This is a genomic window from Streptomyces sp. NPDC001985 (assembly GCF_040296845.1).
GTDB lineage: Bacteria > Actinomycetota > Actinomycetes > Streptomycetales > Streptomycetaceae > Streptomyces.
Window position 1 is genome coordinate 10,390 of the sequence record NZ_JBEOYB010000013.1, and the last position, 15,922, is coordinate 26,311.

The following is a 15,922-nucleotide window of genomic DNA, read 5'->3' on the forward strand; positions in this document are numbered from 1 at the left end:
TGCCGGCCCCCGGCCCTGAGGGCCGGGAGGGCGGAGACCGGCGGAGGGAGGTGCCGCGGTTGCCATCGGAATCTTTGCGCGACGGCTTTTCCGTTGTCATGGCCCTATCGAGACTCCCGTGCGGCAGGGCACAGTGGGGCGGTCTCGGGGGCGCTACGTGAGGAGTGTGTACGGCTTTGCCCCCTTCGCGCCTCGAACGGTCCGGCGTGGCTCCCGGTTCCGCCTTGACGGGAACCATGCGCGTGACCCCGATCACTTTGCTCGGACAAAACGGACAGTATCTTTGTGCACGCGTTCACAAAGACATAGCCTGCATTCGACGGGGCGGTCTTGGAACACACGGCCGCCTAGAGCCCCGCTCATCCCGCAGGAGCACCGTGGCAACTGGCCGAAATCACCGACCGGCGACCCGTAGCCGAGGAATCCCCGAGGCCACCGTCGCCCGGCTTCCGCTGTACCTGCGGGCGCTGACCGCACTGTCCGAGCGGTCCGTCCCCACGGTCTCCTCCGAGGAACTGGCGGCGGCCGCCGGGGTCAACTCGGCGAAGCTGCGCAAGGACTTCTCCTACCTCGGCTCGTACGGCACCCGCGGCGTCGGCTACGACGTGGAGTACCTCGTCTACCAGATCTCCCGCGAACTGGGGCTGACCCAGGACTGGCCCGTGGTGATCGTCGGCATCGGAAACCTCGGCGCCGCCCTCGCCAACTACGGCGGATTCGCGTCCCGCGGCTTCCGGGTCGCGGCGCTCATCGACGCCGACCCCGCGATGGCCGGAAAGCCGGTCGCCGGGATCGCCGTGCAGCACACCGATGAGCTGGAGAAGATCATCAGCGACAACGGGGTCTCCATCGGCGTCATCGCCACCCCCGCGGGCGCCGCCCAGCAGGTCTGCGAGCGGCTCGTCGCCGCCGGTGTGACCTCCATCCTGAACTTCGCGCCCACGGTGCTCTCGGTGCCGGACGGCGTCGACGTGCGCAAGGTCGACCTCTCGATCGAACTCCAGATCCTCGCCTTCCACGAGCAGCGGAAGGCCGGCGAGGAGGCCGACGCCGAGGCGGCCAACCGGAAGGGACCCGACGGGGACATGCCCGCCGTGATGCCGGCATGAGCCTCCTGGTCGTCGGACTGAGCCACCGCAGCGCGCCGGTGAGCGTGCTGGAGCGGGCGTCCCTCTCGGCGGACGCGCAGGCCAAGCTGCTGATGGACACCCTGGCAGCCGAGCCCGCCGCCGAGGCGACGGTGCTCGCCACCTGCAACCGCATCGAGCTGTACGCGGACGTGGAGAAGTTCCACGCGGGCGTCGCCGAGCTGTCCACCCTGCTCGCCCAGCACAGCGGCGTCGGCCTCGAGGAGCTGACGCCCTATCTCTACGTCCACTACGAGGACCGGGCCGTCCACCACCTCTTCTCGGTGGCCTGCGGGCTCGACTCCATGGTCGTCGGCGAGGGCCAGATCCTCGGCCAGATCAAGGACGCCCTCGCGCGCGGCCAGGAGCTGCACACCGCCGGGCGGCTGATCAACGACCTCTTCCAGCAGGCGCTGCGCGTCGGCAAGCGCGCCCACAGCGAGACCGGGATCGACCGGGCCGGGCAGTCGCTCGTCACCTTCGGCCTGGAGCAGCTCGCCGACGGCCGCGACGTCGGCGCGTGGGCCGCGGACAAGCGGGTGCTCGTCATAGGCGCCGGGTCGATGTCCTCGCTCGCCGCCACCACCCTCGCCCGCCTCGGCGTCCGCGAACTGGTCATCGCCAACCGCACGCTGGAGCGTGCGGGCCGGCTGGCCGTGGCGCTCTCCACCCCCGGCGGGGCGCCGGTGCGGGCCGTGCCGATGGCCGCCGTCACGGACGAGCTGACACGTGCCGACGTGGTGGTCTCCTGCACCGGCGCCACCGGTCTCGTGCTCACCGCCGACGCCGTGGCGACCGCGCTGGCCGAGTCCGCCACCGGGGCCGGCCCCGCCAGGGCCGCCGAGGATCTGCGCGCCCCGGACGGCAGCCTGGTGGCGCGGCTCGCCGCGACGGCCGCGCGCGACGGCCGGGTCGCCGACCGCTCGGCGGGCACACCGGCCGCCGAGACCGCGATCCCCGGACGCGTGGCGGACGAGACCGACGACGGCTGCCCGGTGGGGCTCGGCGACCGGCACACCGTCGAGTCGCTCGCCCAGCACGGCGCCTGGCTGGAGAACGCCTCCCGCCCGGCCCGCACCGCAGCGCCCGGCGGACCCTCGGCGGACGCCGGCACCGGTCCCGTACGGATGGCCCTGCTCGACCTCGCCATGCCGCGTGACATCGACCACGCCGCCCACGGCATCCCCGGCGTCCGGCTCGTCGACATCGAGTCGCTCGCCGACGCCTCCGCCGACGCGCCCATGGCCGCCGACGTGGACCAGGTCCGCACCATCGTCTCCGACGAGGTCGCCGCCTTCGGCGCCGCCCAGCGCGCCGCGCACATCACCCCGACCGTGGTCGCCCTGCGCGCCATGGCCGCCGATGTCGTCGCCGGTGAGATCGCCCGGCTTGAGGGGCGGCTGCCCGCCCTGGACGAGAAGGAGCGCGCCGAGATCGGCCGTACCGTCCGCCGGGTGGTTGACAAGCTCCTGCACGCGCCCACCGTGCGGGTGAAGCAGCTCGCGGGCGAGCCCGGCGGCGCCGGGTACGCCGACGCGCTGCGGACACTCTTCGACCTCGACCCGGAGACGGTCGCCTCCGTCAGCCGGGCCGACCTGAATGACGCCGACGTCAAGAACCGAGGGCGAGTATGACCGAGAGGGCACTGAGGCTCGGGACCAGGCGCAGCAAGCTCGCCCTGGCCCAGTCCGGCCAAGTGGCGCGGGCGGTGCGCGAGCTGACCGGCCGCCCCGTCGAGCTGGTCGAGATCACCACGTACGGGGACACCTCCCGTGAGCATCTCGCGCAGATCGGCGGCACGGGCGTGTTCGTGGCCGCGCTCCGGGAGGCACTGCTGCGCGGTGAGGTGGACTTCGCCGTTCACTCGCTGAAGGACCTTCCCGCCACCCAGCCCGACGAGCTGCTCCTCGCGGCGGTCCCGCCGCGCGAGGACCCCCGGGACGTCCTGGTGGCGCGGGACGGGCTCCGCTTCGCGGAGCTGCCCGAGGGCGCGCGCGTCGGCACCGGCTCGCCGCGCCGCATGGCACAGCTGAACGCATACGCCCGCGAGCACCACACGCGGATAGAAACCGTCCCGATCCGTGGCAATATCGACACCCGGATCGGATTCGTGCGGAGCGGGGAGCTGGACGCGGTGGTACTCGCCGCCGCCGGGCTCAACCGCATCGGACGAGCCGGCGAGGTGACCGACTTCCTGTCGGTCGACTCCGTCCTGCCCGCCCCCGGCCAGGGGGCACTGGCGATCGAGTGCGCTGCGGATAACGCTGCCCTCGGCGCCGTGCTCGGCGAACTCGACGACCCGCGAACCCGGGTCGCCGTGACCGCCGAGCGATCCCTGCTCGCCGCCCTGGAGGCCGGCTGCAGTGCACCTGTGGGTGCGCTCGCCGACCTGTTGGGCGAGGAGGAGGCTGTCACTGAGATGCGCCTGCGCGGCGTCGTCGGCACCACCGACGGCTCGACGCTGGTGCAGCTGTCCACCACCGGTCCCGTACCCACGTCGCACGGCGACGCCATCGCGCTCGGTCGCGAACTCGCGTCCGAGATGCTCGCCAAGGGTGCGGCCGGTCTTATGGGGGAGCGAGCACATTGAGCCCCACCACCCACCCGTCCTCGGCGTTCTCGGCACACGGGCACGTCACTTTCCTCGGCGCCGGTCCCGGCGATCCCGGACTGCTGACACTGCGCGCTGTCGAGGCACTCGCGGGAGCCGACGTACTCATCGCCGAGCCGGATGTGCTCGACGTGGTGCGCGGCCATGCGCGGGCGAGCGTCAGCACGCCTGAGCCGACGATTGCTGACGATGCGTCAACAGCCGCCGGAATCCCCGTACTCAGGGATGCGGTCAATCTTGTCATGGAGGCCGCGCGGGGCGGCAAGCGGGTCGTCCGTGCGGTGACCGGCGATCCGGGTCTCGACGCGGACGCCGGTCAGGAGATGCTCGCGTGCGCCGCGGAGGGGATTCCCTTCGAGGTCGTGCCGGGGATCGCCACCGCCGTCGGCGTGCCCGCCTACGCCGGTGTCCCGCTGCGGGACGCGCAGGGGACGGACGTCCGGTTCGTGGACGCCCGTACCGCCAGCGAGCGCTGCTGGACCGAGGTGGGCGCGAGCGACGGCACGGTCGTCGTCTCGACCACGCTGGACGCGGTCGCGGCGGCTGCGGGCGAGCTGGTGGCCGCGGGCCGCAAGCCCGACACCCCGCTGACCGTCACCGTCGGCGGTACGACGACCCGGCAGCGGACCTGGACCGCGACGCTCGGCTCCATCGGCCAGACCCTCAAGCAGGCGAAGGTGCTGCCCGCTCCGGACGGGCACCGGCCGGTCATAGCCGTGGTCGGGGAGCGCAGCTCCGCCGCCCAGCGCGACCAGCTCGCCTGGTTCGAGTCCAAGCCGCTCTTCGGCTGGCGGGTGCTGGTGCCGCGGACCAAGGAACAGGCGGCGTCGCTCTCCGACCAGCTCCGCTCCTACGGTGCCGTCCCGCACGAGGTCCCGACCATCGCGGTCGAGCCGCCGCGCACGCCCCAGCAGATGGAGCGCGCGGTCAAGGGCCTGGTCACCGGGCGGTACGAGTGGATCGCCTTCACCTCGGTGAACGCCGTCAAGGCGGTGCGGGAGAAGTTCGAGGAGTACGGGCTCGACGCCCGCGCCTTCGCGGGGATCAAGGTCGCCGCGGTGGGCGAGCAGACCGCGCGCGCCCTGATCGACTTCGGTGTGAAGCCCGATCTGGTGCCGAGCGGCGAGCAGTCGGCGGCGGGGCTGCTGGAGGACTGGCCGCCCTACGACCCGGTCTTCGACCCGATCGACCGCGTCTTCCTGCCGAGAGCCGACATCGCGACCGAGACGCTGGTCGCCGGCCTCATCGAGCTGGGCTGGGAGGTGGACGACGTCACCGCGTACCGGACGGTGCGGGCGTCGCCCCCGCCGGCGGAGACCCGTGAGGCGATCAAGGGCGGCGGCTTCGACGCCGTGCTCTTCACCTCCTCGTCGACCGTGCGGAACCTGGTGGGCATCGCCGGGAAGCCGCACAACGTGACGGTCATCGCGTGTATCGGGCCGGCGACGGCCAAGACGGCGGAGGAGCACGGGCTGCGGGTGGACGTGCTGTCGCCCGAGCCGTCGGTGCACCGGCTCGCCGAGGCGCTGGCGGAGTTCGGCGCGGCCCGCAGGGCCGTGGCGGTGGAGGCGGGCGAGCATGTGCTCCGGCCCTCGGAGCGCAGGCCGGGCGGCAGACGGCGCCGGACCACCTGAGCGAGCGGCACAGCGGTGCGAAGGGCGGGCGGGGGAGATAATCCCCGGCCCGCCTTTTGGCGTTGGCGCGTCTTTTGGCGTCGGCCTGCTTTTTGGCGTCGGCCCGTCTTTCGGCGTTTGGCGCGCCTTGTGGCGCTGGCGCGCGGTCGGCGGGGGTGGTGGCGGTCGCGCGGGGTGGCCGGCTGGTGGTCGGGCCCTCGGCCCCCGGCTGTCGATCGATCGTCGATCGGTCGTCGATCGGTCGTCGGTCAGGCGTTGGTGGGCCGTCGGCCGGCCCGGGACCGGGTCGGTACCGGCTCGGTACCGGGCTCCGCCGGGCCGGTGGGCTTCCTCCGGGGAATCCGGTCCGGCGGCGGGCGTACGGTCCCGCCGTTCCCCGGGCGTACGGTCCCGCCGTTCCCCGGGCGTACGGGACGGCGCGACCGCACGGGGGACGGCACCCCGGTGCCTGCCGCCGGTGCGGGTGCCCGGGCCCGTGCCCTGTACCCGTGTCCGCGCCTGCCGCCGGTGCCGGTCAATGAACCCATGCCTGTCGCTGGTGCCGGTGCGGGGGTCCCGGTCCTGCGCCCATGCCTGTGCCTGTGTGGCCGTGCCTGTGTCCTGTGGCCGTGCTGGTGCCCGCGCGCCTGCCGCCTGTGCTCGGGTCTGTGCCTGTGCCCGCGGCTGCCGCCGGTGCTGGTGCGCCGGTGCCTGTGCCCACGCCTGTCGCCTGGGCCGGTTTGCACGTGCCCGTGCCCGTGGCCTGTACCCGTGCCCGCGCCTGCCGCCGGTGCCAGTGCCGGTGCCGGTGCCGGTGCCGGTCAATGAACCCATGCCTGTCGCCGGTGCCGGTGCGGGTGGTCCTGGTCCTGCGCCCGTGCCTCTGCTCGTGCCCGTGGCCGTGTGCCCGCGCCTGTGGTCCGTGCCCCGTGCCCCGCCGCACGTGCCCGCGCCCCCCGCCCCGCGAGCCCTCCCCCTCCGGCCCCGTCGAAATCGGTTGCCCGGCCGTCGTGGCCGGTGGGAGCCTCCTGCGGTGACTTCCTCCCGTGCCGCCCTTCTCGTACGGCAACTCGATCTCGTCTGGTCCCTCTTCGAGCACCACCGCGCCGGCCTGGACGATCCGGCCTGTTTCTGGGAGCCCGCGCCCGAGGCGTGGACCGTGCGGCGGGGGGAGGCCGGGCGGTGGGTCGCCGACTGGCAGGTGCCCGAGCCCGACCCGGTCCCCACCACCTCCATCGCCTGGCTCACCTGGCACATCGGCTACTGGTGGACCACCACCCACGGGCACTGCTTCGAGGGCGGCGCGCCCGGCCGGGAGGAGATCGACTGGCCGGGGACCGCCGAGGGGGCCGTGGTGTGGCTGACGGAGCTGAAGGAGCGGTGGCGGGCCGAGCTGGCCGCCCTCGGCGACGAGGAGCTGGACTCCACCGAGCGGACCGCCGGGCTGCCGTGGGGGCGGGAGCAGACGCTCGCCGACATCGCCGCCTGGGTCAATGTCGAACTGGCCAAGAACGTCTCCGAGATCGGTCTCACCCTCCATCTGCGAAGGGCCCTGTCCGGGTGACCGCGGGGGTGACCGCCCGGTCACGGGAGCCCCGAGGCGGGGAGTAGCGTAGGAGCCATGAGTGTGTATGGAAGCTTCCCGGGCGCCCGGCCCCGCCGCCTGCGGACCACCCCCGCCGTCCGCCGCATGGTCGCCGAGACCCGGCTGCACCCCGCCGATCTGATCCTCCCCGCGTTCGTACGGGAGGGCGCCGGCGCGCCGGTGCCGATCGGGTCGATGCCCGGTGTCGTCCAGCACACCCGCGACACCCTGCGGAAGGCCGCCGTCGAGGCGCGGCAGGCCGGGGTCGCGGGGATCATGCTCTACGGGGTCCCGGAGGACGCGAAGAAGGACGCCCTGGGCACCGCCGGTACCGACCCGGACGGCATTCTCCAGGTCGCCATCCGCGATGTCCGCGCCGAGGTCGGCGACGATCTGGTGATCATGTCCGATCTCTGTCTGGACGAGTACACCGACCACGGCCACTGCGGGGTCCTCGACTCCGACGGCCGGGTCGACAACGACGCCACGCTGGAGCGGTACGCGGAGATGGCGCAGGTCCAGGCGGACGCCGGGGCCCACATGGTGGGCACCAGCGGAATGATGGACGGCCAGGTAGGGGTGGTCCGGGACGCGCTGGACACCATCGGCAAGGAGGACGTGGCGATCCTGGCGTACGCCGTCAAGTACTCCTCCGCCTTCTACGGGCCGTTCCGGGAGGCGGTGGGCTCCTCGCTCACCGGGGACCGCAAGACGTACCAGCAGGACCCGGCGAATGCCCGGGAGGCCCTGCGGGAGCTGGCCCTCGACCTGGAGGAGGGCGCCGACATCGTGATGGTGAAGCCCGCCGGGCCGTATCTCGATGTGCTCGCCAAGGTCGCCGAATCGGTGTCGGTGCCGGTGGCCGCGTACCAGATCAGCGGTGAGTACGCGATGGTGGAGGCGGCGGCCGAGAAGGGCTGGATCGACCGGGACAAGGCGATCCTGGAGACCCTCACCGGGATCAAGCGGGCGGGCGCGGGAATGATCCTCACCTACTGGGCGACCGAGGCGGCGCGCTCCCTCTGAGTGCGGCCGTCTCCGGAGCGCCGGAGCGCGGAACGGGCCGGGGAGCTGTTGCTCCCCGGCCCGTTCCCATGCGTCACCGCGTCAGCAGGAGAGGTTCCCGCCGGTCGGCACACCCAGGATCTGGGTGAAGTTCTTATAGCGGTTGATACGGCTCTGGACCTGGGCGGGGTTGCCGCCGTTGCACTCCATCGCGCCGTTGATCGAGCGGATCGACTGGCCGAAGCCGGCGCCGCTGACCATCGAGTCATGGCCGGTGATCGGGCCGGGGCCGTCCTGGGTGTTCCAGTACCAGAGGCCCGTCATCATGGCGATCGCCGGGTCGGTCTCGACCTTCCACGGGTCGTTCAGCAGGTCGATGCCGAGGAAGTCGCCGGCCGCCTTGTAGTTGAAGTTCCAGCTGAGCTGGATCGGTCCGCGGCCGTAGTACGCGGACTGGCCCGCGGGGCAGCCGTAGGGCTGGTCGCGGTCACAGTAGTGCGGGTAGTTCGCCTCGTTGATTTCCTTGATGTAGTACAGGCCGCCGGTCTCATGGCTGACATTGGCGAGGAAGGCCGCGGCCTCCTGCTTGCGCATGGTGTCGGTGCCGGTGTGGGCGAACTTCGGGAACGCCTTCACGGCGTCCGTCAGGCCCTTGTACGTGTAGAAGGGGTTCCGCCGGGGGAACATCTGGTTGAACTGGGCCTCGGTGACCACGAAGCTGTTGTGGTTCGGGTTCCCGTTTCCGCCACAGGTGTACGGGTTCCAGTACCAGCTGCTCGCGACCGGGTCGTAGCCCGGGTTGTCGCGCTCGGCGACATAGACCTTGCCATCGGTGTACTTGACGATGTCGTTGGCCTGGTAGTTCGCGCCGGCGGTCCAGGTCGGTGCGATGGCGCACTCGTCGACCGGGGAGGTGGCGGCGGAGGCCGAGGCGGTCGGCATGAGCGCCGTGGCCGCGAGGGAGCCGGCCGCGACGACGCCGACCATCAATGACTTCATACGTTCTCTGAGCACGACTACGCCTTCCGTGCGTCAACGGACGTGCCTGACCGGTCTGGTGGGAACAGAGATGACCGTGAGCACGCCGTGGCGGGGTGTACGCACACCCAAGCGCCCCCCAAGGGGTGGAGTCAAGGTATAGACCAATGCGAGATTCCGTAGTAACCCACTTGATATGCAGGGGCGTTGACCTGCGGGATGGCCTCCGGCAACGCACTGCGGGCCGGGGAAGGCATCCCGGCCCGCAGTGGTGTGGGGGAGTCCGGCCGCTCCCGGCGGACCCTTCCGCGCGCTCTCAGCAGGAGAGGTTGGCGCCCGTCGGCACGCCCAGGAGCTGGGTGAACTGGGTGTACTTGTTCACCCGGCTCTGGACCTGGGCCGGGTTGCCGCCGTTGCACTCCAGCGTGCCGTTGATGGCCCGGATCGTCTGGCCGAAGCCCGACTGGTTCACCATGGCCGCGTGACCGGTCATCGTGCCCGGCCCGCTCTGGGTGTTCCAGTACCAGAGGCCCGTCTTCCAGGCCACGGCCGACTCGTTCTGGACGCGCGAGGGGTTGTTCAGCAGGTCGATGCCGAGGAAGTCGCCGGCCGCCTTGTAGTTGAAGTTCCAGCTGAGCTGGATCGGGCCGCGGCCGTAGTACGCGGACTGGCCCGCGGGGCAGCCGTAGGGCTGGCTGCGGTCGCAGTAGTGCGAGTAGTTCGCGGTGTTCTGCTCGACCACATGGACCAGCCCGCCGGTCTCATGGCTGACGTTGGCGAGGAAGGCCGCGGCCTCCTGGCGCTTCACCGTCTCGCTGCCGGTCTTCGCGAAAGCCGGGAACGCGCTCATGGCGTCCGTCAGGCCCTTGTACGTGTAGAACGAATTCCGGCTGGGGAACATCTGGTTGAACTGGGCCTCGCTCACCACGAAACCCGTGGGGTTCGGGTTCGGCTGCTGTCCGCCGCTACAGGTGTGGGGGTTCCAGAACCAGGTGCTGACGGTCGGGTCGTAGCCGGGGTTCGCGTGCTCGGCGATGTAGTACTTGCCGTCGCGGTACTTGACAACGTTGCCCGGCACATAGTTGGTGCCCTGCTGCCAGTTGGGTGCCGTGGTGCACTCGTCGGCCGCCGCGGGGGATGCCGTGGGGATCAGGCTCGCGGTCGCGAGACCGGCCGCCGCGAGCACGGCGACCAGCACCGACTTGATGCGCTGCTTCAGCACGAGTTCTCTCCTTCGTGCGTCAACGGCCGTACCGGGGCCTGGTTGGGGGCCTGGTGTTCCCGGTGCGCCGTGATGGTGGGGGTGGTACCCACACTGAAGCGCCTTGACGGTCCTCCGTCAAGGTATAGACCAATGTGAATGTGTGTTCACAACCCACCTTTCGCCGGGGGGTGTTGCCCGGGAGAAGGGGGTGACCGGTGGTGCCCTCGCCGCGGAAAGTGGTGATCTCACGGCCGCGGGCGCACCCTGGAGACGTACCGCCGGAGGTGATCCGCCATGCAGACACTCGTCGGATGGCATGTCGAGATGGAATTCCGCGAGGAGGGCGAGCGGACCCGGGCCGCCGCCCTGGTGAGGCTCGCGGACGGGACCGAGATCCGCGGCCACGGGAACGCGCGGCGTCACCCGTCGGACTCGGAACAGCTCAGGGTCGGAGAGGAGATCGCGGGCGCGCGGGCGCTCATGGACATCGCTTCACAGATGCTCCAGAAGGCGCATCAGGAAATCGACGCGGCCTCGGGGCGCAGCTCGCACACCCTGGTCTGAGGCCCGGCGGACCCGGCCGCGCGCCGGCCCGCGCGGGCGCGCGGCCGGACCGTCACCGCGGGGAACCGTGTGGGTGCCCGGGGTGACGGACCGGGGTGGCGGACCGCCCGGCCGTCCGCGCGCGAGCGGCCGGATCGGACTTCGGCGGCGAGGCCGCCGAGGAGGAGCCCCGCCGTCCGCGCCGAGGAGCCCCCGCCGTCCGCGCGCGAGCGGTCAGAGGCGCTCGGGGGTGCGGATGCCCAGCAGCGCCATGCCCCGGTGCAGGGTGCGCGCCGTCAGATCGATCAGGAACAGCCGGTTCTCCACGACCTCCGCCGGGTTCTCCGGGCTGAGGACCTGGCACTGGTCGTAGAACTTCGTCAGATGCGAGGCCAGCTGGTAGAGGTACGCGGCCAGCTTGTGCGGCTCGCGGGCCGCCGCCACCTCCGCGACCGTCTCGCCGAACTGGTCCAGATGGAGCGCGAGCGCCCGCTCGGCCGGGGCGAGCGGCAGCTCCGGGTGGGCGGCCGGGCTGGTGTCGCCCGCCTTGCGCTTGATCGACTGGATACGGGCGTACGCGTACTGGAGGTAGACCGAGGTGTCGCCGTTGAGCGCGACCATCTGCTCCAGGTCGAAGCGGTAGTCCCGGGTCGCCGAGGTCGACAGGTCGGCGTACTTGATCGCGCCGATGCCGACCTGCTCGCCGCGCTCGACGATCTCCGCCTCGGTCAGCTCGCCCCGGTTGCCGTCCTTCTCACGGACGACGCCGGTGGCGTGCTGCACCGCCTCGTCCAGCAGGTCCACCAGCCGGACCGTCTCACCGGCCCGGGTCTTGAACGGCTTGCCGTCCGCGCCCAGGACCGTGCCGAACGCCAGCTGGGCGGCCTCGATCTCGTCGTTCAGCCAGCCGGCCCGGCGGGCGGTCTCGAAGACCATCTTGAAGTGCAGCGACTGCCGGGCGTCCACCACATAGAGCAGGGTGTCCGCGCCGAGGCTCCCCACCCGGTCCCGGATCGCCGAGAGGTCGGTGGCCGCGTAGCCGTAGCCGCCGTTGGACTTGCGCACGATCAGCGGGGTCGGGTTGCCGTCCGGGCCCTTGACGTCGTCGAAGAAGACACAGAGCGCGCCCTCGGAGCGGACCGCGACACCCGACTCCTCCAGGAGCCGGCAGGTCTCGTCCAGCATGTCGTTGTAGGCGGACTCGCCGACGATGTCCGGGTCGTGGATCTCCATGTCGAGCTTGTCGAAGACCGAGTAGAAGTAGATCTTCGACTCGTCCACGAACCGCTGCCACAGGGCCCGGGTCTCCGGGTCGCCCGACTGGAGGGCGACCACCCGGTCCCGCGCGCGCGCCTTGAACTCCTCGTCGGAGTCGAAGACCGCGCGGGACGCCTTGTAGATCCGGTCCAGCGAGGACATCGCCTCCTCGCCGGAGACCTCGCCGTCCTGGTCGTGGTCCAGCTCGTGGGGGTGCTCGATCAGATACTGGATGAGCATGCCGTACTGCGTGCCCCAGTCGCCGATGTGGTGCCGCCGGATCACCCTCTCGCCGGTGAACTCCAGGATCTCCACCATCGCCGCGCCGATCACCGCCGACCGGAGATGGCCGACATGCATCTCCTTGGCCACATTCGGCTGGGCGTAGTCGATCACGGTGGTGCCCGGGTGCTCGCTGAGCGGGACGCCGAGGCGGTCGTCCGCGTACCGCTCGGCGAGCGTGCGGATGATCGCCCGGTCGGTGAGGGTGATGTTCAGGAAGCCGGGGCCCGAGACCTCGATCTCCTGGAGCAGCTCGCCGGAGTCGACCGCGCCCACCACCCGGTCCGCCAGCTCGCGCGGATTGGCCTTGGCCTTCTTCGCGAGCGCCAGGATGCCGTTCGCCTGGAAGTCGGCCCGGTCGCTGCGTCGCAGCAGCGGGTCGGCGGAGCCGGCCTCCGGCAGGGCTGCCGAGAGGGCGTCCGCGAGGCGCTGCTGCACATGCGAGGCGAGGGAAGGGACCGAGGCCATGAGCTTCCGTTCCTGGGTAGAGGTCTATATCGGTTGTCAAGTGTCCCATGGGCGAGCAGGCTCGATCTCCCCGTTTGTGGACAACCCCGGAGCGGGTCGTTCCGTCTGGGAGAATGAGTGCATCCGGATACCAGAAAGAAGGACGTGCCGACCGTGGCTCAGAGCAGCACCGAGACCGACTGGGTCTCCCGTTTCGCGGACGAGGTCATTGCGGAATCGGAACGGCGTGCGCCCGGGGCGAAACACTCGGCACCCTCCGCGGCCGGCGCCCCGGAGATCGTCGTCGCGTCCGGTCTCTCCCCCTCCGGCCCGATCCACCTGGGCAACCTCCGCGAGGTGATGACCCCGCACCTGGTCGCCGACGAGGTGCGGCGGCGCGGACACCGGGTCCGCCATCTGATCTCCTGGGACGACTACGACCGCTACCGCAAGGTCCCCGCCGGCGTCGAGGGCGTGGACGAGAGCTGGGCCGAGTACATCGGCCGCCCCCTGACCTCGGTGCCCGCACCCCGGGGCTCCGCGCACCCCAACTGGGCCGAGCACTTCAAGGCCGCGATGGTGGCGTCCCTGGCGGAGCTGGGGGTGGAGTTCGACGGCATCAGCCAGACCGCGCAGTACACCTCCGGCGTCTACCGCGAGCAGGTGCTGCACGCGATGCGGCACCGGGGCGACATCGACGCGGTCCTCGCGCAGTACCGCACCAGGAAGGCCCCGCCGAAGAAGTCGCAGAAGCCGGTCGACGCGGCCGAGCTGGAGGCCGCCGAGGGCTCCGGCGCGGCCGGCGAGGACGACGGGACCGGCTCCGCCGGATACTTCCCGTACAAGCCGTACTGCGGCGGCTGCGACAAGGACCTCACCACCGTCACGGCGTACGACGACGACACCACCGAGCTGACGTACACCTGCGCGGCGTGCGGGTTCTCGGAGACGGTGCGGCTCTCCGAGTTCAACCGCGGGAAGCTGGTGTGGAAGGTCGACTGGCCGATGCGCTGGGCGTACGAAGGGGTCGTCTTCGAGCCGAGCGGGGTGGACCACTCGTCGCCCGGGTCGTCGTTCCAGGTCGGTGGGGAGATCGTCGGGATCTTCGGCGGGAAGCAGCCGATCGGGCCGATGTACGCCTTCGTCGGGATCAGCGGGATGGCGAAGATGTCCTCCTCCAAGGGCGGGGTGCCCACCCCGGCCGACGCCCTCAAGATCATGGAGGCGCCGCTGCTGCGGTGGCTGTACGCGCGCCGGCGGCCGAACCAGTCGTTCAAGATCGCCTTCGACCAGGAGATCCAGCGGCTGTACGACGAGTGGGACAAGCTGGAGGCGAAGGTCGCGGACGGGTCGGCGCTGCCGGCGGACGCCGCCGCGCACTCCCGTGCCGTGCGCACCGCCGAGGGGGAGCTGCCGGGCACGCCCAGGCCGCTGCCGTACCGGACGCTGGCGTCCGTCGTGGACATCACCGCCGGGCACGACGAGCAGACCGTCCGCATCCTCAGCGAGCTGGACCCGGCGAACCCGCTCTCCTCGCTGGCGGAGGTGCGTCCGAGGCTGGACCGCGCCGAGAACTGGATCAGCACCCAGGTCCCGGCGGAGGCGCGCACCATCGTGCGCGACGAGCCGGACAAGGAGCTGCTGGAGTCCCTCGACGAGGAGGGGCGCGCGTCGCTGCGGCTGCTGCTGGAGGGGCTGGAGTCGCACTGGTCGCTGGATGGGCTGACGACGCTGGTGTACGGGGTGCCGAAGGTGATGGCGGGGCTGGAGGCGGACGCCAGGCCGACGCCGGAGCTGAAGGTGGCGCAGCGGACGTTCTTCGCGCTGCTGTACCGGCTGCTGGTGACGCGGGAGACGGGGCCGCGGCTTCCGACGCTGCTGCTGGCGGTGGGGGCGGACCGGGTTCGCCGTCTGCTGACGGTCTGAGCTTCGGCCCGGGGTCCCGGGGTGCGGGGTCCGTCCTCAAGCGCCGGACGGGCTGGGTTTGGCGGGTTCGTTCGGCCCGGGGTCCCGGGGTGCGGGGTCCGTCCTCAAGCGCCGGACGGGCTGGGGTTGGCGGGTTCGTTCGGCCCGGGGGCCCGGGATGAGGGTCAGGTGAGGGGCGGGAGGGGGAGGCCCTGGGGAGTGTGGAGGGAGAGGTGGCGGCGGGTGGGGGAGAGTACCGCCACCGTTGAGCGGGTGACGAAGAACTGGGCCCGGAAGGCCAGCACCGCCGTGTCCCCCACCCGCACCCTCCCCCCGTCCCCCTCCAGCACCCGGTAGTAGTCGATCACCCCCGCCGGAGCCTCCCCCACCCTCAGCCGCACCCCCGCCCGGGGCAGCACCGCACTCCCCACCCGCCCCCGCGCGTAGAACCCCCCGCCGAACACCGCCGGCCGCCCGTCCGCGAGGATGTGCGACACCTCCGTCACATACACATACGCCGGCTTCTCCGGCTGCCCCGCGTCCACCGCGTGCAGCGGAGTCGTCCCCGTCAGGGCGTGCCCCGGCTCCGCGTGGGTCGCGCCCGCCGACGCCAGCAGCGGCAGCGAGGCCACACAGTTCGCACTGGGCGCGCTCAGCAGCAGATCGCGGTGGCCCAGCCCGCGCAGCACCTCCCGCCCCGCCACCGCCAGCCCCAGCAGCGGCGTCGGCCGCGGAACCCCCGTCGCCGGGTCGCAGAGCAGACACGGGAACGCGGTGACCCCCGCGATCCTGATGCCCCGCAGCCGCCCCGCCCGCTCGGCGAACCCCGCCAGCGCGGAGAGCGGCACACCCCCCTCCTGGCCCGGATAGCCGCTCCCCTCGCCCCCGTCGAGACGTACCAGCACGTCCTGGACGAACCCCAGCCCCCGCGCCGCCTCCGCGACCGCGCGGGCGTTCCCCGGGTCGTACACCGTCACCGCCGACGGCCGCCGCGCGAGCAGCTCCGGCAGCGCCCGGCGCGGGATCTGCACCAGGTGCCCGAGATTGCCCGGCCGGGCCCCCGCCGCGTTGAGGACACGGGCCTCGGCCGCGTCCGTCGCCGCGTACCGGGGGATGTGCCGGGCGACCGCCCGGATCACCTCCGGATTGCGGCCGAGCTGTTTGACGACGAACCAGAGCGCGAGTCCCAGCCGGTCCGCCTCCGCCGCCAGCAGCGCCGCGTTCGACTCCACGGCGTCGAGATCCACCACATAGGTGTCGGGCGGGATGGCGCCCCGCCGGTGCAGCGCGGTCGCCGCCTCCACCAGGGCGGGATTGCGGGCGAGGACGGTGTCGAGGAACACGGGTGCACTCCCTGGAAGAGAA

Annotated in this window: 12 protein-coding genes; 8 read left to right on the top strand and 4 right to left on the bottom strand. The window is 71.9% G+C overall.

The window, feature by feature from the left end:
- The first annotated feature begins 377 nt into the window (after window positions 1–377).
- From ABT122_RS08150 to hemB, 6 genes are all read left to right on the top strand, one after another.
- Window positions 378–1,109 carry a redox-sensing transcriptional repressor Rex gene (locus ABT122_RS08150; protein ID WP_351547181.1) on the top strand — a complete coding sequence of 244 codons (732 nt, stop codon included), beginning with the start codon at window positions 378–380 and terminating at the stop codon, window positions 1,107–1,109.
- Window positions 1,106–2,761, top strand: coding sequence for a glutamyl-tRNA reductase (locus ABT122_RS08155; protein ID WP_351547184.1), 1,656 nt, complete (start codon window positions 1,106–1,108; stop codon window positions 2,759–2,761). The genes ABT122_RS08150 and ABT122_RS08155 overlap by 4 nt, the downstream gene beginning before the upstream one ends.
- Window positions 2,758–3,717 (top strand): hydroxymethylbilane synthase, encoded by a 960-nt coding sequence (hemC, locus tag ABT122_RS08160; protein WP_351547185.1) that lies wholly within the window; start codon window positions 2,758–2,760, stop codon window positions 3,715–3,717. Before ABT122_RS08155 ends, hemC begins: the two co-directional genes overlap by 4 nt.
- Window positions 3,714–5,372 (top strand): bifunctional uroporphyrinogen-III C-methyltransferase/uroporphyrinogen-III synthase, encoded by a 1,659-nt coding sequence (locus tag ABT122_RS08165; protein ID WP_351547187.1) that lies wholly within the window; start codon window positions 3,714–3,716, stop codon window positions 5,370–5,372. Before hemC ends, ABT122_RS08165 begins: the two co-directional genes overlap by 4 nt.
- Before the next feature lie 1,012 nt (window positions 5,373–6,384).
- Entirely contained in the window at window positions 6,385–6,915 is a 531-nt protein-coding gene (locus tag ABT122_RS08170; RefSeq protein WP_351547190.1) for a DinB family protein, read from the top strand.
- Window positions 6,916–6,972: 57 nt separating this feature from the next.
- Window positions 6,973–7,962 carry a porphobilinogen synthase gene (gene hemB, locus ABT122_RS08175; protein ID WP_351547193.1) on the top strand — a complete coding sequence of 330 codons (990 nt, stop codon included), beginning with the start codon at window positions 6,973–6,975 and terminating at the stop codon, window positions 7,960–7,962.
- Between the two features lie 81 nt (window positions 7,963–8,043).
- Here hemB and ABT122_RS08180 read toward each other — a convergent pair whose 3' ends face one another.
- The gene (locus ABT122_RS08180) at window positions 8,044–8,955 is read right to left on the bottom strand and encodes a glycoside hydrolase family 19 protein (RefSeq protein ID WP_351547196.1); all 912 of its coding nucleotides are present in this window, start codon (window positions 8,953–8,955) and stop codon (window positions 8,044–8,046) included.
- Window positions 8,956–9,235: 280 nt separating this feature from the next.
- Window positions 9,236–10,141 carry a chitinase gene (locus ABT122_RS08185; RefSeq protein ID WP_351547199.1) on the bottom strand — a complete coding sequence of 302 codons (906 nt, stop codon included), beginning with the start codon at window positions 10,139–10,141 and terminating at the stop codon, window positions 9,236–9,238.
- Between the two features lie 276 nt (window positions 10,142–10,417).
- Between ABT122_RS08185 and ABT122_RS08190 the strand changes: the two genes are divergently transcribed.
- Window positions 10,418–10,687, top strand: coding sequence for a DUF1876 domain-containing protein (locus ABT122_RS08190; protein ID WP_351547202.1), 270 nt, complete (start codon window positions 10,418–10,420; stop codon window positions 10,685–10,687).
- A 213-nt stretch (window positions 10,688–10,900) separates the two neighbouring features.
- On the opposite strand, the gene argS is transcribed toward ABT122_RS08190, so the two are convergent.
- Window positions 10,901–12,673, bottom strand: a complete 1,773-nt coding sequence (argS, locus tag ABT122_RS08195; RefSeq protein ID WP_351547205.1) for an arginine--tRNA ligase — start codon at window positions 12,671–12,673, stop codon at window positions 10,901–10,903.
- A gap of 144 nt (window positions 12,674–12,817) precedes the next feature.
- Between argS and lysS the strand changes: the two genes are divergently transcribed.
- A complete protein-coding gene (lysS, locus tag ABT122_RS08200) occupies window positions 12,818–14,578 on the top strand; it encodes a lysine--tRNA ligase (RefSeq protein WP_351547208.1) in 1,761 nt (586 codons plus the stop codon).
- A 164-nt stretch (window positions 14,579–14,742) separates the two neighbouring features.
- Here lysS and ABT122_RS08205 read toward each other — a convergent pair whose 3' ends face one another.
- Window positions 14,743–15,900: an alanine racemase gene (locus ABT122_RS08205; protein ID WP_351547211.1), complete on the bottom strand. Its 1,158-nt coding sequence runs from the start codon at window positions 15,898–15,900 to the stop codon at window positions 14,743–14,745.
- Between the last annotated feature and the right edge of the window lie 22 nt (window positions 15,901–15,922).